Annotated in this window: 26 protein-coding genes; 6 read left to right on the forward strand and 20 right to left on the reverse strand. The window is 60.5% G+C overall.

The genetic code is table 11. The features are described from left to right. Window positions 1-3: 3 nt before the first annotated feature. The 12 genes from lpxA to IB265_RS25480 form a co-directional block, all read right to left on the reverse strand. The gene (gene lpxA, locus IB265_RS25425; RefSeq protein WP_093232411.1) at window positions 4-813 is read right to left on the reverse strand and encodes an acyl-ACP--UDP-N-acetylglucosamine O-acyltransferase; all 810 of its coding nucleotides are present in this window, start codon (window positions 811-813) and stop codon (window positions 4-6) included. Window positions 814-815: 2 nt separating this feature from the next. Beyond that, window positions 816-1,280, reverse strand: a complete 465-nt coding sequence (fabZ, locus tag IB265_RS25430; RefSeq protein WP_057255771.1) for a 3-hydroxyacyl-ACP dehydratase FabZ — start codon at window positions 1,278-1,280, stop codon at window positions 816-818. After that, on the reverse strand, window positions 1,273-2,340 hold the full coding sequence (gene lpxD / locus IB265_RS25435) for a UDP-3-O-(3-hydroxymyristoyl)glucosamine N-acyltransferase (RefSeq protein WP_057255769.1): 1,068 nt from the start codon (window positions 2,338-2,340) through the stop codon (window positions 1,273-1,275). Before lpxD ends, fabZ begins: the two co-directional genes overlap by 8 nt. Window positions 2,341-2,387: 47 nt before the next feature. After that, window positions 2,388-4,721, reverse strand: a complete 2,334-nt coding sequence (bamA, locus tag IB265_RS25440) for an outer membrane protein assembly factor BamA (protein ID WP_057255767.1) — start codon at window positions 4,719-4,721, stop codon at window positions 2,388-2,390. A 249-nt stretch (window positions 4,722-4,970) separates the two neighbouring features. After that, window positions 4,971-6,104 carry an RIP metalloprotease RseP gene (gene rseP, locus IB265_RS25445; protein ID WP_057255765.1) on the reverse strand — a complete coding sequence of 378 codons (1,134 nt, stop codon included), beginning with the start codon at window positions 6,102-6,104 and terminating at the stop codon, window positions 4,971-4,973. Between the two features lie 29 nt (window positions 6,105-6,133). Then, window positions 6,134-6,967 (reverse strand): phosphatidate cytidylyltransferase, encoded by an 834-nt coding sequence (locus IB265_RS25450; RefSeq protein ID WP_057255763.1) that lies wholly within the window; start codon window positions 6,965-6,967, stop codon window positions 6,134-6,136. Beyond that, a complete protein-coding gene (locus IB265_RS25455) occupies window positions 6,967-7,710 on the reverse strand; it encodes an isoprenyl transferase (RefSeq protein WP_057255761.1) in 744 nt (247 codons plus the stop codon). Before IB265_RS25455 ends, IB265_RS25450 begins: the two co-directional genes overlap by 1 nt. 37 nt (window positions 7,711-7,747) lie before the next feature. Continuing rightward, window positions 7,748-8,308, reverse strand: coding sequence for a ribosome recycling factor (gene frr / locus IB265_RS25460; protein ID WP_057255760.1), 561 nt, complete (start codon window positions 8,306-8,308; stop codon window positions 7,748-7,750). A 55-nt stretch (window positions 8,309-8,363) separates the two neighbouring features. Continuing rightward, window positions 8,364-9,086: a UMP kinase gene (gene pyrH, locus IB265_RS25465; RefSeq protein ID WP_057256069.1), complete on the reverse strand. Its 723-nt coding sequence runs from the start codon at window positions 9,084-9,086 to the stop codon at window positions 8,364-8,366. A 192-nt stretch (window positions 9,087-9,278) separates the two neighbouring features. Next, window positions 9,279-10,202, reverse strand: a complete 924-nt coding sequence (tsf, locus tag IB265_RS25470; protein ID WP_057255757.1) for a translation elongation factor Ts — start codon at window positions 10,200-10,202, stop codon at window positions 9,279-9,281. A 252-nt stretch (window positions 10,203-10,454) separates the two neighbouring features. Further along, window positions 10,455-11,222, reverse strand: a complete 768-nt coding sequence (gene rpsB / locus IB265_RS25475) for a 30S ribosomal protein S2 (protein WP_057255755.1) — start codon at window positions 11,220-11,222, stop codon at window positions 10,455-10,457. Between the two features lie 183 nt (window positions 11,223-11,405). Next, the gene (locus IB265_RS25480) at window positions 11,406-12,233 is read right to left on the reverse strand and encodes a cell envelope integrity EipB family protein (protein ID WP_057255753.1); all 828 of its coding nucleotides are present in this window, start codon (window positions 12,231-12,233) and stop codon (window positions 11,406-11,408) included. A gap of 145 nt (window positions 12,234-12,378) precedes the next feature. Here IB265_RS25480 and IB265_RS25485 point away from each other — a divergent pair, with 145 nt between their 5' ends. Genes IB265_RS25485 through IB265_RS25500 form a run of 4 tightly spaced genes read left to right on the forward strand, consistent with a single transcriptional unit; the run spans window position 12,379 to window position 15,242 of the window. Then, the gene (locus tag IB265_RS25485) at window positions 12,379-12,846 is read left to right on the forward strand and encodes a RidA family protein (protein WP_057256068.1); all 468 of its coding nucleotides are present in this window, start codon (window positions 12,379-12,381) and stop codon (window positions 12,844-12,846) included. A gap of 14 nt (window positions 12,847-12,860) precedes the next feature. Further along, on the forward strand, window positions 12,861-13,586 hold the full coding sequence (locus IB265_RS25490; RefSeq protein WP_057255752.1) for a glycerophosphodiester phosphodiesterase: 726 nt from the start codon (window positions 12,861-12,863) through the stop codon (window positions 13,584-13,586). Between the two features lie 4 nt (window positions 13,587-13,590). Continuing rightward, window positions 13,591-14,778 (forward strand): GNAT family N-acetyltransferase, encoded by a 1,188-nt coding sequence (locus tag IB265_RS25495; protein WP_057255750.1) that lies wholly within the window; start codon window positions 13,591-13,593, stop codon window positions 14,776-14,778. Window positions 14,779-14,825: 47 nt separating this feature from the next. Then, window positions 14,826-15,242 carry an HIT family protein gene (locus IB265_RS25500; RefSeq protein WP_057255748.1) on the forward strand — a complete coding sequence of 139 codons (417 nt, stop codon included), beginning with the start codon at window positions 14,826-14,828 and terminating at the stop codon, window positions 15,240-15,242. A 77-nt stretch (window positions 15,243-15,319) separates the two neighbouring features. Here IB265_RS25500 and IB265_RS25505 read toward each other — a convergent pair whose 3' ends face one another. From IB265_RS25505 to IB265_RS25525, 5 genes are all read right to left on the reverse strand, one after another. Further along, the gene (locus IB265_RS25505; RefSeq protein WP_057255746.1) at window positions 15,320-15,664 is read right to left on the reverse strand and encodes an AzlD domain-containing protein; all 345 of its coding nucleotides are present in this window, start codon (window positions 15,662-15,664) and stop codon (window positions 15,320-15,322) included. Next, window positions 15,661-16,398 carry an AzlC family ABC transporter permease gene (locus IB265_RS25510; protein ID WP_057256066.1) on the reverse strand — a complete coding sequence of 246 codons (738 nt, stop codon included), beginning with the start codon at window positions 16,396-16,398 and terminating at the stop codon, window positions 15,661-15,663. The genes IB265_RS25505 and IB265_RS25510 overlap by 4 nt, the downstream gene beginning before the upstream one ends. 168 nt (window positions 16,399-16,566) lie before the next feature. After that, window positions 16,567-19,083, reverse strand: a complete 2,517-nt coding sequence (gene clpA, locus IB265_RS25515; protein WP_057255744.1) for an ATP-dependent Clp protease ATP-binding subunit ClpA — start codon at window positions 19,081-19,083, stop codon at window positions 16,567-16,569. Window positions 19,084-19,092: 9 nt separating this feature from the next. Next, window positions 19,093-19,446, reverse strand: coding sequence for an ATP-dependent Clp protease adapter ClpS (clpS, locus tag IB265_RS25520; protein WP_043622145.1), 354 nt, complete (start codon window positions 19,444-19,446; stop codon window positions 19,093-19,095). Window positions 19,447-19,687: 241 nt separating this feature from the next. Next, window positions 19,688-20,044, reverse strand: a complete 357-nt coding sequence (locus IB265_RS25525) for a phasin family protein (RefSeq protein WP_057255742.1) — start codon at window positions 20,042-20,044, stop codon at window positions 19,688-19,690. 43 nt (window positions 20,045-20,087) lie between these two features. Here IB265_RS25525 and IB265_RS25530 point away from each other — a divergent pair, with 43 nt between their 5' ends. Further along, window positions 20,088-20,264 carry a hypothetical protein gene (locus IB265_RS25530; protein ID WP_156414766.1) on the forward strand — a complete coding sequence of 59 codons (177 nt, stop codon included), beginning with the start codon at window positions 20,088-20,090 and terminating at the stop codon, window positions 20,262-20,264. 58 nt (window positions 20,265-20,322) lie between these two features. Here IB265_RS25530 and IB265_RS25535 read toward each other — a convergent pair whose 3' ends face one another. From IB265_RS25535 to IB265_RS25545, 3 genes are all read right to left on the reverse strand, one after another. Next, a complete protein-coding gene (locus tag IB265_RS25535) occupies window positions 20,323-20,526 on the reverse strand; it encodes a DUF3126 family protein (RefSeq protein ID WP_034796738.1) in 204 nt (67 codons plus the stop codon). A gap of 100 nt (window positions 20,527-20,626) precedes the next feature. Continuing rightward, window positions 20,627-21,454: a serine O-acetyltransferase gene (gene cysE / locus IB265_RS25540; protein ID WP_057255740.1), complete on the reverse strand. Its 828-nt coding sequence runs from the start codon at window positions 21,452-21,454 to the stop codon at window positions 20,627-20,629. 147 nt (window positions 21,455-21,601) lie between these two features. Continuing rightward, entirely contained in the window at window positions 21,602-22,387 is a 786-nt protein-coding gene (locus IB265_RS25545) for an alpha/beta fold hydrolase (RefSeq protein WP_057255738.1), read from the reverse strand. A gap of 170 nt (window positions 22,388-22,557) precedes the next feature. Here IB265_RS25545 and IB265_RS25550 point away from each other — a divergent pair, with 170 nt between their 5' ends. Further along, on the forward strand, window positions 22,558-22,803 hold the full coding sequence (locus IB265_RS25550; protein ID WP_057255736.1) for a zinc-finger domain-containing protein: 246 nt from the start codon (window positions 22,558-22,560) through the stop codon (window positions 22,801-22,803).

Below are 22,803 nucleotides of genomic sequence, written 5' to 3' on the forward strand. Positions count from 1 at the left end.
CGCTCACGCCTTGCCGCGAGACGGCGACGATAGTGCCCGGTCGCTCTCGGCCGCGATGAAATCGAGGATTTCGACGACCGGTGCGCAGTCGGCATATTCTTCGCGAATGGCCGCAGCATTGGCGCGGATCGACTCCGGGCCTTCAAAGATCTGCTTGTAGGCGCGGCGAACGACGTGGATCGTCGCGCGGTCGATCCCGGCCCTCGTCATACCTACGACGTTCAGCCCGCTCAGTATGCCCGGATTGCCGTTGAGCATACCGTAGGGAATGACGTCGTAGCTGACGGCGGAGAGGCCCCCGACAAACGCCTGACGGCCGACACGGGTAAACTGATGCACGGCGCAGCCGCCGCCAAGAATGGCGCGGTCTTCGACCGTGACATGGCCCGCCAACATCACGTTGTTCGACAGGATGATATGGTTGCCGAGCCGGCAATCATGCGCCACGTGCGAATAGGCCAGGAAGAGATTGTTGTCGCCAATGACCGTCTGTCCGCCATGTTCGACGGTGCCCGTATTCATCGTCACGCCTTCGCGGATCGTGCAATTCGCACCGATCAACAGTTCCGTATCGACGGCGCTATGATGAACGCTCTGCGAATCGGCGCCGATCACCGCCTGCGGGAAAATTTTGGTTCCCGTGCCGATCGTCGTACGGCCGGTGACCACGACATGACTGTGAAGCTCGACATCGTCGCCAAGAACGACTTTCGGCCCCACGTGGCAAAAAGGGCCGATCTTGACGTTCTCGCCGATCGCAGCGCCGTCTTCGATAATCGAGGACGGGTGGATCTTCGCTGTTGCTGCAATCATGTTCAGGCGTCTTCCTTGCTGACGATCATCGCGCCGATATCAGCTTCTGCGACCAGTTGCCCGTCAACTTTTGCGTCACAGTGAAATTTCCAGATATTGCCGCGTTGCTTCTGCTTCACGACATGGAATTCGACGCGATCGCCGGGAACGACCGGCTTGCGGAAGCGCGCATTGTCGATGGTCATGAAATAGACGAGGTTCGTTCCGCTACCCACCTTGCGGGCACAGATCGCACCGGCCGTCTGGGCCATGCCCTCGACAAGCAAAACGCCAGGCATGATCGGCTGTTCGGGGAAGTGACCGGTGAAATGCGGTTCGTTCGCCGAGACGTTCTTGATGCCGATCGCCGAATTGTCGCCGTCGATCTCGATGATCCGATCGACGAGCAGAAATGGGTAGCGATGCGGGAGCAGTTTCAGAATTTCCTGAATGTCCGCCGTACCGAGAACCGTTGCTGCCTCACTCATTCGCGCCGCCCTTCTTCTTTTTCTGTCTGTCGCTTGCCCGCATCGCCATCTCCGCGACATCGCGCAGGAAATCGCGCATCGGGCGCGCCGGAATACCGCCATAACGTTCGCCGGCGGGAACATCGCTCGCCACGCCGCTCATCGCGGCGATCTGTACGCCATCACCGACCGTGATGTGGCCGTTGACGCCACTGCCACCGCCGATCATCACGCCGTCGCCGATCTTTGTGCTGCCTGCAATGCCCACTTGGGCGACGATGCCACAATAACGGCCAATGCGCACGTTGTGGCCGACCTGGACGAGATTGTCGATCTTCGTCCCCTCGCCGATCACCGTGTCATCCATCGTGCCGCGGTCGATCGTCGTGTTGGCGCCGATCTCGACATGATCCTGAATGATCACGCGCCCGACCTGAACGATCTTGATCATTCCGCCTTTCGGCCCGGGCGCATAACCAAAACCATCCTGCCCGATACGGGCGCCGGGATGGATGATCACGCTGTTGCCGACGAGAGCACAGAGCACGCTTGCGCCAGAGGCAATCGTACAGTCACGGCCGATGCGCACGCCCGGCCCGATGACGGCGCCGGCAGCGATGCGGGTGCCGCGGCCGATTTCGGCGCCAGCCCCGACGACCGCCGTCGGCTCGACCTCGACATCGTCTTCCAGACGCGCGGTCGGATCCACGAAAGCACCCGGTGCCACGCCCTTGAGGCTGGTGTTGCGCGCAGGACGCATCGCCGCCTCGTGCAGCAAGGTGCCGGCAAGGGCGAAGGCCGTATGCGGGCGAGCCGCCAGCAGGACTGGGATATGGGCAGGCACAAGGCTGAAGATCGTCTTGTCGCAGATGATCGCGGATGCCTGACAGGTATCAAGCTCGGCTCGGCTCTTGCGAGACAACATGTAGCAGACGTCGCCGGGCTTGGCCCGATAGACTGGCGCTACAGAATGAATGGTGCAGTCGGCGACCGCACCATTGCTCAACTCCGCCCCAATTTGATTCGCCAGGTCACCCAGACGAATCCCTTTATGGGGCGGAAAAAACCAGTTCTGTTCCATGGACACTCCAGAACGATCTTTTTCCGGCAGTTCTGGACTGCTTTTTATCAGAACGACGAGGAAATACCGAACTTCAGGTTCTGTACCCGGTCGAAGTCTTCCTTGGCAACCGGCCAAGCATAGTCAACACGCAGCGGACCGAACGGCGAAGCCCAGATCAGGCCGATACCGACCGATGCACGCAGCGACGCGTCGTTGCCCTGCACCGTTTCAGAGGGAAGGGTCGCGACCTTGTTGCTGTAGAGCGTACCGGCATCGGCGAAGACCGCACCGCGGAAGCCGCTGTCACGCGGGATGCCCGGAAGCGGGAACGACGCTTCGGCCGAAGCCGTAAAGTAGGTCGTGCCGCCGAGCGCATCGCCCGTCGCCTGATCGCGCGGACCGATACCGTTGCGCTCGAAGCCACGAATATCGTTGGAGCCGAGCTGGAATTGGTCGAAGACCTGCAGATCGCTGCCGGTTTCGAAGACATGACCGGCGCTACCAGCAAGCGACGCGATGATATCCGCCTCGTCGTTGACCGTGTAGTACCACTTGGCCTTACCAGTCATCTTGTAGAAGTCGGAGTCGCCACCAAGACCTGCAAACTCGTGCGTGAAGGTCGCCAGGATGCCGTCATGCGGCAGCTGGGGATCGTCGAGCGTGTTGTAGGTGATCGACTGCGATACCGACGAACGGACCCAGTTTCCACCCTCAACTGCACGAACGTAGGGCGACGACAGCTTCGCGACGTTACCGCTATAGTCGAACTGCGTGAAGTTGTAGCGCAGCGTGGTCGACAGATTTTCGGTGATCGGCGCCGTTACGCGCAGGCTGAAGCCCTGATCTTCGTAGCTGTAGTCCTCGTCGTCGAAGTCGTTCTCGTTCTTGAAGACGTCAAAGCCGGCAGCCAGACGATAGCCAAGGAAGTACGGCTCGGTGAACGAAACGTTGTAAGTCCGGCTCTCGTCACCGCGACCGGCGGCGACGCGGATGTACTGACCACGACCCAGGAAGTTCTTTTCTTCGATCGAAGCTTCGACGAGGAAGCCGCCGCCGCTACCCGCAGAGTAACCAGCACCGATACCGAACGAACCGGTCGACTGATCCTGCACGTCGACGATCACGACGACGCGGTCGGCAGCGCTGCCCGGCGCGGTCGAGATGTTGACGGTCGAGAAGTAGCCGAGTGCCTCCAGGCGACGCTTGGCGCGGGCAACCATTTCCTGGTTGAAGGCGTCGCCTTCACCCATGTCGAATTCGCGACGGATGACGTAGTCACGCGTACGGGTGTTGCCGCGGATCTCGATGCGCTCGACGTAAGCACGCTCGCCCTGGTCGACGAGGTAGTCGACGGCGATCGTGTGATTGGCGAGGTCGCGGTTGCCGCGCGGCGTGACGCGCGCAAAAGGATATCCGGCCGAAGCGACACGCTGCGAAATCTCGCTCATCGTCGCCTGAACGTCCTTGGCCTTGTAGACCGAGCCCTCGCGGCTGAGGATAAGCCCCTTCAGCTCTTCGGCATTGACGCCCTCGACGGTCGATTCGACATTGACGGCGCCGAAGTCATAACGCGGACCTTCTTCGACGGTGATCGTCACCGTGTACTCGTTCGTCGCTTCATTGAGCGCCGCGTCCGAGGAAACGACCTGGAAGTCCGCGTAGCCGCGGTTGAAATAAAACTGGCGCAGCAGCTCTTCGTCGGCGCGAAGCTTGTCCGGATTGTAGACATCCTTGCGTGTGATGAACGAGAAGATGCCCGATTCCTTCGTCGCGATGATCGATTGAAGACGACCGTCGCTATAGGCTTCGTTGCCGACGAAATTGATCTGGGAGATCTTGGTGCGCTCACCTTCATTGATCACGAAGGCAAGGTTGACGCGCCCTTCGGCAACCGGAACAACCTGCGTCGTCACCGTGATGTCGCTGCGACCGATGGCAGCGTAGGCGTCCTTGATGGACTGGATATCCGTTTCGACCGTCGCTTCGCTGTACGGGCCGAGCGGCTGCGTGCGCACGACGCCCTGCAGCTTGTCGTCCTTGATCTTGCGGTTGCCGTTGAAGACGACCTGATTGACCAGCTGATTCTCGTTCACGCTGACGACCAGCGTACCGCCGGCGACATTGATGCTGACGTCGGAGAAGTAGCCCGTGGAGTACAGGCGCTTCACGGAAGCGTCGATATCCGCGTTGCTGAAGGCCTTGCCGGGAACGATCGTGATGTTCGCACGGACCGTCTCAGCGCTGACGCGCGTTGCCCCGCGTACTTCGACACGATTGATGACCGCAGCTTCTGCGACGGACGTGCCTGCGAGCAACCCAACACCAGCGCCAGAAACAACAATGCTTGTTGACAGCGCAGCCGCCGACACCGCGTTCAAAAACCTTGAACCAGCTTTCATGTTCAAATCTTACCTTTTCCAAACGTCGCGCGGCAGTTTCGTGCCGACTCCGGTCACGGTTGCCGTTTTAACCGCTTTTCCCATACAAGCAAGCCAGCTCGTTAATTTCTGTTTACTTCAATTCGAACCGTGGCTTAACGGCCACTACAGCCTCGAGTTATCGTAAACAAAACCTTTCTTCGCAAGCCGTTGAAAACCAATCGTTCACAGTATCCGCCGAATTCCCCTCGCCGTTTCCCCGACCGAACGCTAGCCGAAGAACATCGATATGTCGTTCCAGGTGGCAAAGACCATGAGCATCAGCACCATGGCAAAGCCGATCCGATAGGCGACATCCTGCGCGGCGGGACCGACAGGCTTCCCGCGCAACGCCTCAACCGCATAGAACATCAGATGGCCGCCATCAAGCACCGGTACGGGCATGAGGTTAAGCAATCCTATGGAAACTGACAGGATCGCGGCGATATTCAGCAAGAATGGAATGCCGAGCGTCGCCATCTGCCCGGAAACCTTGGCGACGCGGATCGGGCCACCGATCTGGTCCGCCTTCATCCGCCCGGTCAGCACATTGCCGAGGTAGTCGAAGGTGCCCGTAATGACGTGCCAGCTTTGCAGGACGCCCTGCCCTACGGCCTCGATCGGGCCATAGGTGACGGTGCGGAAGTTGCCGGCTTCCTGATCGGTCAGGATACCGATGACGCCGATCTCCATCTTGTTGCCGAACTGGTCGGTGAGCTCCGTCCGCTGGGGCACCATCGGCAAATCGAGTGTCGCGCCGTTGCGTTCGATTCGGATGGTGATCTTCAGCTCGGGGCGCACGCTGACGTAGCGACGAACGTCGTCGAAGGTCGTCACCGGCGAGCCGTCGATCGAGATCAGGCGGTCGCCCGGAACAACGCCTGCCTGTGCGGCTGCGCTATTTTCATTCACACGCGCAACCACGGGATCTGCGACCTGGCGTCCGTAGACGGAGAACAGAACGGCGAAGATGGCAATCGCGAGGATGAAGTTGGCGATCGGCCCTGCGGCAACCGTCGCTGCCCGCTTCCAGAGCCTGGCGCCGAGGAAGGTCTTGCCGCGCTCTTCCGGCGCGATTGCCTCCAGACGCTTGTAGTCCGGCACGCTCGCCGCGTCCTCGTCACCGTAGAACTTGACGTAGCCACCAAGCGGGATCGCCGACAGTTTCCAACGTGTTCCGTGCCGATCGGTCCAACCGAAAAGTTCGGGACCGAAACCGATCGAGAAGGCGAGGATACGGATTCCCGACCAGCGGCCTACGAGATAGTGCCCCATCTCGTGCACGAAGACCAAAAGGGTCAGCACGAGGAGGAAGGGAATGATGTAGCCGGTCAGAAGCTGAAAGGCATCAAGCAGATATGTCATGAACGTTCCTCAAGTCCCTGCGGTCGGCATCAAGGGCCAAGCAGGACCGAACCGAAGGCGATCTGGCGCCCATCGCTGACGAAATACTGAACCATGACCAGAATCAACGCCGCCACGCAGGCGAATATCAAACCGTCGACCCGATCCATGACTCCGCCGTGCCCTGGAATGAGACGGCTCGAATCCTTCACGCCAAAGCGCCGCTTGATGAAGGACTCGAACAAGTCCCCAACCTGGCTGGCAACCGAGAGCACCAGGGCGATGATCGGGATCCGAAGATCTTGCAGCGAAAAATAAGCCATAAAGACGGCGACGCCAGCAAGAATGCCACAAATCGTGCCACCGATGGCGCCGGACCAGGTCTTGCCGGGCGATATGCGCGGCGCAAGCTTGGGCCCCCCGATCGCACGGCCGGTGAAATAGGCGAAAATGTCGGTTGCCCAGACCACCGCGAAGACGAACAGCGTTGCGATCAGGCCGAGATCGTCGGCGCCACGAAGTGCTGCGAGCGATATGCCGGTGAGGCCCGCATAGGCGATGCCGCCCGGCAGCCACCAGCTTGTCTTTTGAGTAAGGACCCAAAGCAATGCCGCTCCGAGGCCGAACGCCAGGAAAGGAAGGCTGTAGCCAATGTAACCGGTGACAACGAGGCCTGCGATCACAACTATGGAGAGCCAACCGAAGGCGTTGCCCTGGAAATCGCGCTCGACAAGGCCGGTGATCGTCGACCATTCGTAGTAGACGAGAAGCGCGATCAGGACCGAAAGTAGCTGGAAAGCGAAACCGCCAAACCAGGTCGCAGCGAGAGCGACCGCCGCGAGCACCACTCCCGAAGCGATGCGAAGCTTGAGTTCAGTTTGCATCAGGAACCAACCGCCCGCGTCGGCTCGACCAGTCCGCCGAAACGGCGCTCCCGGCATGCATACTTCTCCAGCGCCGACAGGAAAATCTCACGCGTGAAATCCGGCCACAGTTCGGGAACGAAGATCAGTTCGGAATAGGCGCCCTGCCAGAGCAGGAAATTCGACAGTCGCTCTTCACCGCTCGTGCGGATGATCAGGTCCGGATCGGGTATGTCGGCGGTGTCCAGCGAGGCTGCAATGCGTTCCTGATTGATGTCCTCAGGGCGCAAACGCCCTTCGGCGACGTCCACCGCGAGGCGACGCATCGCCCGGGTCAACTCGTCACGCGCGCCGTAGTTGAAGGCGATCACCAGGGTAACTCCCGTGTTCGCCCGCGTCGTTTCCTCGGCCTCTATCAATAGCGGCAGGATGTCGCCACGCAGGTTCGAGCGGTCGCCAATGACACGGATGCGGACATTCTCGCGGTGCAGATCGGCGAGATCCCGGCGGATGAAGGTCTTGAGCAACCCCATGAGGTCGCTCACCTCCGACTCCGGCCGGCTCCAATTTTCCGAAGAAAATGCAAAAAGCGTGAGATAGCGGATACCCACCTGGGCCGCCGTCTTGACGGCATCGCGAACGGTCTCGACGCCTTTGCGATGCCCCATGGTACGCGGTAGCCCACGTGCATTCGCCCAACGCCCGTTGCCATCCATGATGATGGCAACATGTTCCGGAACGGTCGTGGAGATGAGGTTTTGCATAAGGCGTCCGCGAAAGGAGACTCAGATCACGAGCAGATCAGACCTGCATGATTTCCTTTTCCTTCTCGGCGAGCAAGCGGTCGATCTCGGAAATCGTTTCATCGGTCATCTTTTGCACGCGCTCGGACTGAGAACGGCTGATATCCTGACCGATGTCGCCATCCTTTTCGGCTTTTTTCAGGTCATCCATGCCGTCGCGGCGCACGTGGCGCACGGCAACCTTGGCTTTTTCCGCGTAATCGTGTGCCACCTTGACCAACGACTTGCGGCGCTCTTCGTTGAGCTCGGGCAGCGGAATGCGCAGGTTCTGGCCGTCGATGATCGGGTTGAGGCCGAGGTTCGATTCGCGAATGCCACGGTCGACGGCGCCAACCATCTGCTTGTCCCAGACCGAAACGGACAGCATGCGCGGCTCCGGAACGGTGATGTTGGCGACCTGGTTGAGGGGCACGCGCGAGCCGTAGGCTTCAACGGTCACCGGATCGAGAACGTTCGCCGACGCCCGGCCGGTACGAAGCGATGCGATATCGCTCTTGAATGCGGAAATGGCGCCATCCATGCGACGCTTCAGTTCCTTCAGTTCAACACCTTCACTCATGGTCAAAACTCCCGTTCTAACATTCGCCGGCCGCAGGGGGCCGCTTTGCAGCTCTTTAGTTGTCTGTGACGATGGTCGCGCGACCGCCGCCGGTCAAGATTTCCGCGAAGCCACCCTTTTCGTGGATCGAGAAGACGACGATCGGAATGGTATTTTCGCGTGCAAGCGCAACGGCGGCAACATCCATGACGGCCAGGCCTCTTTCGAGCACCTCGCTGTGGGTCAGGCGGTCGAAGCGGGTCGCGGTCGGATCCTTCTTCGGATCGGCAGAATAGATACCATCGACCTGCGTGCCCTTGAAAATGGCCTGCGCACCCATTTCCGCCGCGCGGAGCGCTGCGGCCGAGTCCGTCGTAAAGAAGGGGTTGCCGGTGCCACCGGCGAAGATCACGACGCGGCCAAGCGAGAGATGATGAAGCGTTGCGCGCTGCGAGAAGCTTTCGCAGATTTCCGGCATCGCGATTGCCGAAAGCACGACCGTGTCGATGTCGAGCTTGCGCAGCGAGGTTGCGAGCGCCAGCGCGTTGATGACCGTTGCCAGCATGCCCATGTGGTCGCCGGTCACCCGGTCTCCGCCCTTGGAGGCCACCGCGACGCCGCGGAAGATGTTGCCGCCGCCGACGACGACACCGACTTCGACGCCCATCGCGCGTGCTTCGGCGATGTCGGCGGCAATGCGGTCGGCGACCGCCACGTCGATACCGAAGCCCTGGCTACCCATCAGGGCTTCACCGGAGGCTTTAAGGAGAACACGCTTGTAGATTGGTTCGGCGGGCATCATCGCTCCTGATCAGATCGGTGCGCGTGCGCACGACGACGGCGCACAGCGCATAAGGACATATTGCGCTACCCGGTTTCAACCGCTGCGGAGTGATTTCCGGCGGGTCCGGCGCATTGACGAAGCCCGATACACGAAGGGCACCGCGTTGTCACGCGATGCCCCGAGGTTTTCCCAATATGGGTGAAGAAATCAGCCCTTGGCGACGGCTGCAACTTCTGCGGCGAAGTCGGACTCTTCCTTCTCGACGCCTTCGCCGAGCAGCAGGCGAGCCATCCCGGTGACTTCGATCGGTGCGCCAGCGAGCTTTTCAGCGTCCTTGACGGCCTGGCCGACGGTGATTTCCGGGTTCATGACGAAGGCCTGCGACAGCAGTGCGACTTCTTCGAAGAACTTGCGCATACGGCCTTCAACCATCTTCTCGATGATGTTGTCCGGCTTGCCCGAAGCGCGCGACTGTTCGATGAAGACGTTGCGTTCGCGCTCAGCAACAGCGGCGTCGACTTCTTCAGCGCGGATCGCCAGCGGGTTGGTCGCAGCGATGTGCATGGCAACCTGACGGCCGACCGAGAACAGCACTTCCTTGTCGCCGATCGACTTCAGCGCGACGAGAACGCCGAGCTTGCCGATGCCGTCGCCAGCAGCGTTGTGGATGTAGGTGGCGACAACGCCATCTTCGACCTGCAGCAGAGCTGCGCGACGCAGCGTCATGTTTTCGCCGATCGTGGCAATCGCGTCCTTGATCGTCTCGTCGACCGACTTGCCGGTCGCCGGGTAGGTTGCAGCCGCGATCGCATCGACGGAGCCGTCGGTGGTGAGCGCTACGTTGGCAACGCCGCGGACGAGTTCCTGGAAGGCTTCGTTGCGGGCAACGAAGTCGGTTTCGGAGTTGATTTCGACGACGACGGCCTTGACGCCGCCGCTGACGATGCCGACGAGGCCTTCAGCAGCCGTACGACCCGACTTCTTGTCGGCCTTCGCGATACCCTTGGCGCGCAGCCAGTCGATCGCTGCTTCCATGTCGCCGTTGGTTTCAGCAAGTGCCTTCTTGCAATCCATCATGCCTGCGCCGCTCTTTTCGCGCAGTTCCTTCACCATTGCTGCAGTCACAGTCATCTTTTTTGCCTCTTTGTCTGTTTGGCGGGGGTTGCCCGCGCGTGGCGCGATGCCAGGAGGTTTGGCAGGGAATGGCTTTTCAATGTGACACCATGATGAACGCGTCATCGTGGCCGCTGCCCGGATCCAACGACCCGAACGGATCGCGCCATCCCCGGCTGAAAAGAACAAGGCCGTTCAGACTTTCATCACAAACGGCCTTGTCCCGACATTTCATTGGGGGCGGCAGGGTTGGCTGCCGCCTGGGGCCGATCAGGCGTCGGAGGCCTCGTCGAGCGCCGGCTCGACCGGAACTTCGGCAGAGGCGCCGAGGTCACGGCCAGATGCGCCCTGCTGGCGCGCAATGCCGTCGATGGCTGCGCGGGCGATCAGGTCGCAGTAGAGAGCGATGGCGCGCGAAGCGTCGTCGTTGCCCGGGATCGGATAGTCGATCTGGTCCGGATCGCAGTTCGAGTCGATCACGGCAACAACCGGGATGCCGAGGCGCTTGGCTTCGTCGATCGCGATCGATTCCTTGTTGGTGTCGATGATGAACATCAGGTCCGGGGTGCCGCCCATATCGCGGATACCGCCGAGTGCACGGTTCAGCTTTTCGCGTTCGCGCTCGAGGTTCAGGCGTTCCTTCTTGGTGAAGCCAGAAGCTTCCGAAGAAAGGATTTCGTCGAGCTTGCGCAGGCGCTGGATGGAGTTCGAAATCGTCTTCCAGTTCGTCATCATGCCGCCGAGCCAGCGAGCGTTGACGTAGTACTGGGCCGAACGCTTGGCTGCGTCAGCGATGATTTCCGAAGCCTGGCGCTTGGTGCCGACGAACAGAACGCGGCCGCCGTTGGCAACGGTGTCGCTGACGATCTGCAGGGCGCGCGACAGCATCGGTACGGTCTGAGCGAGGTCGATGATGTGGACGTTGTTACGATCGCCGAAAATGTACGGCTTCATCTTCGGGTTCCAGCGGTGCGTCTGGTGACCGAAGTGAACGCCAGCTTCCAGAAGCTGACGCATGCTAAAATCAGGCAATGCCATGCCTTTTTCTCCTTTTCCGGTTGAACCTCCGCGAAGCGTCGAGCATGGTCTTTCGAACAGCCCACCGGCGGAACGATCCGGATTTCTCCCGGAACATCCCTTGCTTCACGTGTGGAATGGCAGCCCCTTAACCGCAACTGCCCGAGAAATCAAGACGCGAGTGCCGATTTTCGTCGCGATCGGCTATTTGCAGTCCTCGGATTTGAAGACTTCGAGATCGGCAAGCTTACCGCTGAGGACAAAATCGCCGTAGTCCATCGTCAGGTCCCGGGTGATTCCGTTTTCGTAGAGCTTGAACGACATGCGGTAGATTGGCAGCGCATCGCCGCTCTTGTCGTCGTTGAAATAGGAGATCGTCACCGGCCAATAGGCTTCGCTGCCGAACTTGCCAGCCTTGCCGGCATCCGGCTCATCAGCGGTGGGCTTGCGCGATTTACCGACAAAGGTCGAGGTGATCAGCGTCTTGTCGCCCGAATCGGAGCCGTCGAAGATGCGCGCCTCGAACAAGCCTTCCCCCTTCTTCGCCCGCGAGATCACTTCCATCATATGGGCGGTCGGGAAACGGCTGGCCGCAAGTTCCACTTCGCGCTTGTCGGGCGCGGTCAGCTCCACCTTGACACCGCTCTTTTCCTCATGCGCCGTTCCGCGCACTTCCTTGTCCAGCTTCTCGTCGGTGAAAGAGCGCGTCAAGAAGCGGAAATTACCCGTCTTCAGATCCTCATAGGTGGTCGTCTGCTGATCCGTGAGGCGAACTTCCTCGCCGGTGTCGACCTGGGTGACGAAGCGGAAGCTGACCGTATAGCCCTCGCAGGACGAACCATTGAATTCATAGACCATGCGACCATACATTCCGGCAATGCCCGAACGATCCGACGCATCCTTGAGCTCAAGATCATAGACGGCGCGATGCGGCACGAGGACATTCGCACTCGCCGCCGTAGCACCTGACGCCGTCACGACGGCGAAACAAACGCTGCCCAGAGTGACGAGACCGAAGCCTTTATGAAACATCCGTTTCCTCCTATTGGACTCGCCGGCAATGCTATAAACAAGCGTTCGGCAGAAGCGAGGCGGTGTTTGCAGGAAAATGCCGGCGCCCGCCGCGATCCGGCCTGAATGCAGGATTTTAACACAAAAGACAACAATGGAGCTTTCCATGTCCGCAGAGATCGAAACGCGCCTCAAGGACCTCGGCGTCACCCTTCCCCAGGCTGCGACCCCGGTCGCGAACTATGTGCCGTACGTGATCAGCGGCTCGATGCTCTACATCTCCGGACAGCTTCCGATGGAAGACGGCAAGGTCGCCGTGACAGGCATTGTCGGCAAGGATGTCGACGTCGCCCGCGCGCAACGCGCCGCCGAACTCTGCTCGATCAACATCCTCGCACAGGCAAAATCCGCGCTCGGCGGCGACCTCGGACGCATCCGTCGTCTGGTGAAGATCAACGGCTTCGTCGCCTCGACGCCGGAATTTGTCGAGCAGCACCTCGTCATCAACGGCGCCTCCAATCTGCTCGCCACCGTGCTCGGTGAAGCGGGCAAACACGCCCGCGCCGCCGTCGGCATGGCTTCCCTGCCCTTCAATGCCGCCGTCGAGATCGACGCCGTCATCGAGATCGCCTGATTAGGGTGCCCACCATGGCTGATATTTCCTGGCTGAAGGCTCAACCGATCGCCCATCGCGGCTATCACGACATGAACAGAGACGTGTGGGAGAACACGCTCTCGGCTTTCTCCCGTGCCGTCGATGCCGGTTTCGCCATCGAGTGCGACCTGCAATACACCGCCGACAGCATCCCGGTCGTCTTCCATGATGACGACACCCAGCGTCTCTGCGGCATCAAGGGCGACGTGCGCGCGCGAACCGCCGGCGAGCTCGGCCTGATGGCGATCGGCGGAACGAAGGACAAGGTGCCGACGCTGACGCAGATGCTGCGCCTGGTCGCAGGCAAAGTACCGCTGGTCATCGAACTCAAGGGCCGCAAGGGCGACGACGAGGGCTTTGCCGCCGCTGTGCTGGAGACGCTCGAAGGCTACAAGGGACACGTCGCCCTGATGAGCTTCGATCACTGGCTGCTCAAGGACCTGAAGGCGCTCGATGCGCCCTACCCGCTCGGCCTCACTGCGGAAGGCGCCAATCCCGAGACGTTCTTCGTGCACGAGGAAGCCATGCAGCTCGGCCTCGACTTCATCTCCTACCATTACGGCCACCTGCCGAACTCGTTCATCACCAAGGAGCGGACGCTCGGCAAGACGATCATCACCTGGACCGTGCGCGACCGCCAGGCAGAGACCTACACCTTCGCTCACGCGGATCAGATGACCTTCGAGGGCTTCGACCCGCGGGAGGCCCTGGTTTCCTGATCTGATGTCAGACGCCGTCACCATCCGCATAGCCCAATCCTTCGCCGATGTGCCGGCAGCACGCTGGAATGTGCTTTCCGGTGCATCGAAGGTGCATCCCGGCGGCGTCTACAATCCCTTCCTCTCGCATGCCTATCTTTCGGCTCTTGAGGAATCCGGATCCGCAACTGCGAAAACAGGCTGGCTCGGCCAACACCTGCTTCTCGAAGGATCGGACGGCCATCTGCGCGGCGGTCTAGTCTGCTACTTGAAGAACCACAGCCAGGGCGAATATGTCTTCGACCATGGCTGGGCCGACGCTTTCGAGCGGGCCGGCGGGCGCTATTATCCTAAACTGCAAAGCTCCATTCCCTTCACGCCGGCCACCGGACCGAGACTGCTTACGGCGCCGGGTGAAAACCAGGGCGCAGTTCAGGATGCGCTTGCCGCAGGCATGAAGGAGCTCGCACGCAGACACGATGTCTCGTCGGCGCATGTCACCTTCGTGCCGGAAGCCGAGATGCCTGCCCTAGAGCGCGCCGGGTTCCTGCACCGCACCGACCAGCAGTTCCATTTCACCAACGAAGGCTACGGATCGCACGCCGATTTCCTGGAGACCTTGGCCTCGCGCAAGCGCAAGGCACTCAAGAAGGAACGCAGGGCCGCGGTCGAAAACGGCATCTCGATCGACTGGCTGACCGGCAGCGATCTGACGGAAGCGATCTGGGACCAGTTCTTTGCCTTCTACATGGACACCGGCGGTCGCAAGTGGGGTCGTCCCTATCTGACGCGCGCCTTCTATTCGCTGATCGGCGAGCGCATGGCCGACGATATCCTGCTGGTGATGGCGCGCCGCAACGGCCGCTACATCGCCGGCGCGATCAACTTCATCGGCGGCGACGCGCTCTACGGCCGTCACTGGGGCTGCATCGAGGACCATCCGTTCCTGCATTTCGAGGTCTGCTATCACCAGGCGATCGATTTCGCGATCGCCAAGGGACTGAAGAGGGTCGAGGCCGGTGCCCAGGGTGAACACAAGCTCGCGCGCGGCTACATGCCCGTCACCACCCACTCCGCGCATTTCTTCATGCATTCAGGGCTCGCCCGCGCTGTCGCTGATTATCTCCAGCGCGAGCGTAGAGACGTGGAGGAAACGGGCGAGATTCTTGCAGAACACGGGCCTTTCCGCAAAGGTGAGCGGCAAGACGACTGAACGGCTTTCGGCCAAGGTCGGCCCGCGACAATTCACGAGGAAGAACAATGAGCTACGACGACAACAACATCTTCGCCAAGATCCTGCGCGGCGAAATTCCCTCGCACCGCGTCTACGAGGATGACGCGACGATCGCGTTCATGGATGTGATGCCGCAGGCCGAAGGCCACTTGCTCGTCGTACCGAAGGCACCCTCGCGCAACTTGCTCGATGCCGATGCAGCGACGCTGCCGGCGCTCATCGCTACCGTGCAGAAACTGGCGGTCGCGGCGAAAGAGGCCTTCGAGGCCGATGGCGTGACGGTCATGCAGTTCAACGAGACACCGGCCGGCCAATCGGTCTTCCACCTGCACTTCCATGTCATTCCGCGACGGGCCGGCGTGCCGCTGAAGCCGCATTCCGGTACGATCGAAGACGGCGCCGTGCTCGCGGCCAATGCCGAAAAGGTTCGGCAAGCGCTGTAGTCTCGCCTGCACTCGATAACCGACACTCCATGAACGGATTGAGCCGGCGCCCCGTCGGCTCTCGGCTCAGGCTTCGCCTAAAAACCCAGCCACCAGAGCCCCAATGCGAGCGCCGCGATGGCTGTCGCTATTCCGATCGCCGGCTTTCGTCCGAACAGAAAGAAAGCGACCGCCCCAAGTCCGACGGCCCCCACGCGCAGCCAGAGCGGGGATTGTTCGAGCACGCCTGTCGGATAAAGGATGAGCTTCGCGATGACCGCCGCGACCAGAGCGGTCGCGACCGCCCTCACCCAGTTCAGCGCCTCGGAATCGTCCCGCAACTTGTTGCCGGCAACGACGCCGAGCCAGCGCCAGATGTCGGTCGCGAGCCAGCCGGCGATCGCGATGAAGGCATAGGCCCACCAACCATCCTGCCACGTCATACGCCCACCTCCTTGCGTTGGCGCCAGAGGCGCTCGACCAGCCAGGCGAGCGTGCCGCCGACTAGACCGGCGAGCAGGATGTCGAATTCCGGAAACAGCCAATAGAACAGCGGCCCGCCGACAAGGCCGAAGAGCAGCGCCACGTAGACGACGGGGTGGCGTGCCGAATGCCAGATCGACGCGAGGAAATAGACAGGCGTCAGAAAGAACAGGCAACCGGCAATGATCGGCGGGAAGTCCGCGACGAAATGATAGACGACGGCAACCAGCAGCATGTTCGCCGCAACGAGCGTGATGCCGAAGCCGGCAAAGAAGGCGACGCGCCGTTCACGCGGCACCTGCGGCACCTTCTCCATTGCGAAAACCCAGGCGGTGATCGCGACGAAGTGCGAAAGGAAGAGCAGCAGCCAGGTCGGCGTTCGCGATGCGCGCAGTTCCGGGACGAGCGCCGCAACCATCGGCATCAGCCGGACGGAAGACAGCGAAACCGCGAGGAAAGCCGCCGCCAAATTCGCGCCGCTCATCATCGAACTGACAAGAATGACCTTGGCCGGAAGTGCCCAGACCATGCCGACCATGAAGACGACCTGCTGCACTGGGATCCCAGCTTGCGCTGTCAGCGAACAGAAGCCGACGAAGGACAGCATCAGGATGAAGGCCGGCAGGCTGAAGATGCCGCGCATACCCCTTCCGAACCAGGCGAGCGATGATTGCTCGTCTTCTTCCCTATCCATTGGCAATTCCGGATTGTCTTTGATTTCGATCACGATGGTCTCGGGTCGAATATAAGTTATTGGAGCGGGATGCGGGCGAAAAGCCGCGCACACTTTTCCTCATCCCGCTCTCAAGAAAACGGTGCCGGATGGCTTGCATCCGGCACCGTCGAACATCTCTTGCGAGGTCTATTTCTTGCGCGGCACCTTCGGCACCGTGCGGCCCTTTCTCGGAGCCGCGTCGCCGGCCCCGGCTTCGCCATCGGTCGATGCCTTGGCGGCCGCCTTCTTCGGCTTGGACTTCGGCGCGGGCTCGGCGCCCACTTCTTCCTTGTCGTCGGCCTTCTTCGGCTTTGTCGCCTTCATCGCCGGGCGGGAAACCTCCGCCTTCGGCTTGATCGGCGTCGTTTCCGGAACCGCATCGAGCAGCAAGCCCTTGGTGCCATCGGCCTTGGTACCGATCGTCACCTTGACGACGCCGCCCTTCTTCAGCTTGCCGAAGAGGATCTCATCGGCGAGCGGTTTCTTGATGTTTTCCTGGATGACGCGGGCCAGCGGCCGGGCACCCATCTTCTCGTCGTAGCCCTTCTCGGCGAGCCAGGCGATTGCCTCCGGCGCGAGGTCGAAGGTGACGTTGCGCTCGGCGAGCTGGGTCTCCAGCTGCATGACGAACTTCTGCACGACTTGGTGGATGACCGGGGTCGGCAGCGAGGCGAAGGGAATGACCGCATCCAGACGGTTGCGGAATTCCGGCGTGAACAGACGGTTCAGCGCCTCTTCGTCTTCACCGGTACGCTTGGAAGAACCGAAGCCGATGGCGGCCCGGGCCATTTCCGATGCGCCGGCATTGGTGGTCATGATCAGGATGACGTTGCGGAAGTCGATCTTCTTGCCGTTGTGATCGGTCAGCGAGCCGTGGTCCATGACCTGCAACAGGATGTTGAACAGGTCCGGATGCGCCTTCTCGATCTCGTCGAGCAGCAGCACGCAATGCGGATGCTGGTCCACGCCATCGGTCAACAGGCCGCCCTGGTCGAAGCCGACATAGCCGGGAGGTGCACCGAGCAGACGCGAAACCGTGTGCCGCTCCATGTATTCCGACATGTCGAAGCGCAGAAGTTCGACGCCGAGCGACGTCGCAAGCTGCTTGGCGACTTCCGTCTTGCCGACGCCGGTCGGGCCGGAGAAGACATAGCAGCCGATCGGCTTGTTCGGTTCCCGCAGGCCGGCACGCGCCAGCTTGATCGAAGACGCGAGCGCTTCGATCGCCAGGTCCTGGCCATAGACGACCGAGCGCAGTTCCTTCTCGAGGTTGGCGAGAACGGCCTCGTCGTCCTTCGAAACGGTCTTGGGCGGGATGCGCGCCATCGTCGCAATCGTCGCCTCGATCTCCTTCTCGGTGATCAGCTTGCGGCGCTTGCTCGCGGGCAACAGCATCTGTGCCGCGCCGGATTCGTCGATCACGTCGATCGCCTTGTCAGGCAGCTTGCGGTCGTTGATGTAACGGGCGGAAAGTTCAACCGCGGCCTTAATCGCCTCGTTCGAGTATTTCAGGTGGTGATATTCCTCAAAGTAAGGCTTCAGACCCTTCATGATCTCGATCGCGTCGGCAATCGTCGGCTCGTTCACGTCGATCTTCTGGAAGCGGCGAACCAGCGCCCGGTCCTTTTCGAAGAACTGGCGGTATTCCTTGTAGGTGGTCGAACCGATGCAGCGGATCGCGCCGGAGGAGAGTGCCGGCTTCAGGAGATTGGACGCATCCATGGCACCACCGGAGGTGGCTCCAGCGCCGATGACGGTGTGGATCTCGTCAATGAAAAGCACGGCACCCGGATAGTCCTCAAGCTCCTTGACGACCTGCTTCAGGCGCTCTTCGAAATCGCCGCGATAGCGCGTGCCGGCGAGCAAGGTGCCCATATCCAGCGAGAAGATCGTCGCATCCTGTAGCGCTTCCGGTACCTTCTTTTCAATGATCCGCTTGGCAAGGCCTTCGGCGATCGCCGTCTTGCCGACGCCGGGGTCGCCGACATAGAGCGGATTGTTCTTCGAGCGGCGGCACAGCACCTGGATGGTGCGGTTCACCTCGGCGTGACGCCCGATCAACGGGTCGATCTTGCCGGACTTCGCCTTTTCATTGAGGTTGACGCAATAGGCCGTAAGCGCGTCCTGCTGCTTCTTGGCGCCAGTTTCCTCGGTGTCGCGCGAAGGCTTCTGCTCGGATTCGTGATCGTCGGCGCCGCGCACCGGCCGGGATTCGGAGGTGCCGGGCCGCTTGCCGATGCCGTGTGAAATGAAATTGACGGCGTCGTAACGCGTCATCTCCTGCTCCTGCAGGAAATAGGCGGCATGGCTTTCGCGCTCGGCGAAGATGGCAACCAGCACGTTGGCACCGGTGACTTCTTCACGGCCGGACGATTGGACATGGATGACCGCGCGCTGGATGACACGCTGGAAACCCGCCGTCGGCTTGGAATCTTCGTCATAGCCGGTCACGAGATTGGAAAGCTCGTTGTCGACATAATCCGTCACGGTCTTGCGCAGCGTCTCGAGATTGACGTTGCAGGCGCCCATCACGGCCGCCGCGTCGGCATCATCGATCAATGCCAGAAGCAGATGCTCGAGCGTGGCGTATTCATGGTGGCGCTCGTTGGCAAAAGTCAGTGCCTGGTGTAGCGCCTTTTCGAGACTGGGCGAAAATGTTGGCACGTTAGTTCCTCATTTCTTTTCCATGACGCATTGCAACGGATGCTGATGCTGCCGGGCAAAATCCATCACCTGCGTCACCTTGGTTTCGGCGACCTCATAGGTGAAGACGCCGCACTCTCCCACGCCATGATTGTGGACATGAAGCATGATGCGGGTCGCCTCTTCCGGGTTCTTCTGAAAGAAGCGCTCCAGGATATGGATGACAAATTCCATCGGCGTGTAATCGTCATTCAAAAGCAGAACACGATACAAACTCGGCTTTTTGGTCTTCGGCTTGGTACGCGTGATGACGGACGTGCTGCGGTTGTTGCCGTTTCCCTCGTCATCGCTACCTTGCTGCATCCGGACCGGCATGGCGATCATTCTTGTCAGTTCCTTGTACAGCAGCGACCCCACTGAACTTGGCCGCAGCGTGCTTGCCCTTTATCTAATGGTTCGTTTTCAGATTTTAAGACCGAACCAACGCACTGCAATCATAATCGCACGACCGCGCGTAAGATTGATCAACTTTCTTCGGGCTGCGCACAGCTAATGCGAGAAACAAAAAGGCCGGTCGCAAGCGCTGCGACCGGCCTTTTTTGGAAAGTGGTTCTTTGCCTGACGATCAGGCGGCGGCAGCGGCGGCCTTGACTGCTGCCGTTGCCTTGGCAACCGGCGCTTCGTAGGGCTTGTAAGCGTCCTTGGCGAGATCAGCGTACATTTCGCCGATCTTCGTTGCCTCGGCGACGAAGCCTTCGTAGCTCGCCTTGATGAAATTGGTCTGCAGTTCGAAAACAGCTTCCACACTCTTGGTGCTCGACAGCTTCTCGACGTGCGCAACGCCATCTTCAAAGGACTTCTTGGAGTAGTCCGCAGCTTCAGTCGCGATAGCCTGGAGACCCTTGGTCCAAGCGGAATAGCTCTTTACAGCCACGTCAATGGCTTCTTTGCTCTTCTTGTTTGCATCGTCGAAGTTGAACATCGGGTGTCTCCTTAGTGACGGCCTGATCTGGAGGCTTCAGTTTATGTGCACTGCACAAAAAGTCAAGACGAGTGTGCGACGCAATAAAATACAACGGATGCAACAACTTGATGAAGAAATGCGCTCCCGCGAAAAAAATTCTTACGGCGCGATGAAGAACCAAGATGAGCGACGCGAGCAATTGCTCAGCGCGATGCATAAATCCCCACTAAAACAATAAACCCCGAAAATCTCAGGGGATTTTCGGGGTTTATTGTTTTCGGACGTCCTCGTCAGACTTAGAGGTCGATGTCGAGGATTGCCATGGAGAAATTGTAGGAAAGCTCGCCATCTTCCTCATCGCGGAAAACGACACCGAGGAACTCGTCACCGAGATAGACTTCAGCGGACTCGTCCTTCTTCGGGCGCGCCTTGACGACCATCTGCTGATTGAAGGTGCGCTTGAAATAGGCTTCAAGCTTGCGGATTTCTTCGGGCTTCAAAACACGTCTCCGTAGCCGTTTATCTGTGCGGCGCTTCTCGCACGCTGCATCGCCGGGTGTAAACCCCTCGAAAGAGGCTTACGCACCGGTTCCCGTATGTTCAGATATCGAAGCTGCTCAGGATCTGGTCCATCTGACGTGATGGCTCGGAGCAACCGGCCTCGCCCACCACCTTCGCCGGCACGCCTGCGACCGTCGTTTTCGGCGGCACCGGCTTCAACACGACCGAGCCGGCGGCGATGCGCGAGCAATGGCCGATATGGATATTGCCAAGGATCTTGGCGCCGGCGCCGATCAGGACGCCATCGGCGATCTTCGGATGGCGATCGCTGCCCTCCTTGCCCGTGCCACCGAGCGTCACGCCGTGCAGGATAGAGACGTTGTCTCCGATCACCGCCGTCTCGCCGACGACAAGGCCGGTGGCGTGATCAAGGAAGATGCCGCGCCCGATGCGGGCGGCCGGATTGATGTCCGTCTGGAAGACGCTCGACGCTCGGCTCTGCAGATAGAACGCGAAATCCTTGCGGCCGCGCTTCAGCAGCCAATGGGCCAGGCGGTGCGTCTGGATGGCATGGAAGCCCTTGAAGTAGAGTACCGGCTCGATGAAACGGGTGCAGGCGGGATCGCGGTCATAAACGGCCTGGATGTCGACACGCAGAATGGTGCCCCATTCCGGCCAATCCTCCAGCATCTCCGAGAAGGTCTGTCGCAAGAGGTTTGCCTGAAGATCGGGATGATCGAGCCTTTCGCAGATGCGATAGATCACGCTTTCTTCGAGCGAGTGCTGATTGACCACCGTCGAATAGAGGAAGGCCGCAAGCATCGGGTCCTGCTCGGCTGCCACGCGGGCTTCCTCACGCAGGCTGTTCCAGATCGGGTCCATCACCTTCAAAGCTTCCGTCTGGCGAAGTTCGGTCTTGGCGACCATCGTCGCTCTCCTTCCTGTCCGTCCTACAGTCACTATAGGGGAAATCCGGTATGACTTAAATGGCTCGGCCTCAGTTCCACCCTCGGTCGAGCAGCTCAGAAGCGGGCAAGCTTGCGGTGCTTCCCGCGTTCCGTCTTGTTCGGCAGTCTAGGCGCGCGCCACTTCCTCGAGGAATTCGAGCACGGCCTTCTTGAAAACCCGGTCACCCACGGCGAGCATATGATCCCTGCCCGGAATATCAAGCGCACGCGCGTTGGGCATCAACTCCGCCAGCTCCTGCGGTGAGCCGGCAATGTCGTCCTTGGTCCCGACACCGATCAGGGTCGGCACGTCGATGCGCCCCATGTCCTCAGCCGTCAGCAGATCGCGAGACGTCGAGATGCAGGCCGCAAGCGCCTGCCTGTCGCTTTTGGTCTGGTCGGCAAAGGCGCGGAACATGCGGCCGCGTGCATGGGTCACGACATCCAGAGACGGCGCCGACAAGGCATCGGCAATCGGGTCCCAATCCCCTACCCCCGTCACCATGCCGATGCCGAGCCCGCCAAAGACCAGCGAACGGACGCGGTGGGGATGGGCGAGTGCCATGAAGGCCGAGATGCGTGCGCCCATCGAGTAGCCCATCACATGTGCTTCGGCGATGCCGAGATGACCCAAAAGCGCTACGGCGTCGCCCGCCATCTGCTGCGGATGATAAAGCGCTGGATCGTAGGGTTTACTGCTCTTGCCATGCCCGCGGTTGTCGAGCGCGATCACACGGTAGCCGGCATCGCCCAGCGTCTTCAGCCACCCCGGGAAAACCCAGTTGACGTTGGCGCTCGAGGCAAACCCATGAATGAGGAGAATGGGCGCGCCGGCTGGATCACCTTCGTCAAAGAAGGCGATCTCCAGGCCTTCATGGGTAAAGCGGGAAAACGGCGGCGGATTGAGATCCATCTTTATCATCCTGGGAGGTATCGATCCGGCGCAACCTAGTTCGTCGCTCTGGCGAGTGAAACCCCGCCCCGGCAAAAACCACAGCTGCGGCGTGTTTGCCGCTACACTTTTGCAGCAAAGCTCACTATGGTGCCGCCAACTTTAGAGACTTGCATTCATCGGAGCATGACATGGCCGGCCACAGCATCCCGCACTTCCAGAACGACGGCGGACATCAGGCAATCGAAATCGGCGTCAAGGAATTCATGTGCACCGGCGCGTCCATTCCGTACGATCACCCGCACATCTTCATCGATATGGGCGACGACAACGAAAAGGTCTGCTCCTACTGCTCCACGCTCTATCGCTACAATCCGAAGCTGAAGGCGACGGAAACCAACCCGCCCGGCTGCCTCTTCGCCCACAAAGCCGCCTGA

Source organism: Ensifer sp. ENS10, from assembly GCF_014852025.1.
Classification (GTDB): domain Bacteria; phylum Pseudomonadota; class Alphaproteobacteria; order Rhizobiales; family Rhizobiaceae; genus Ensifer.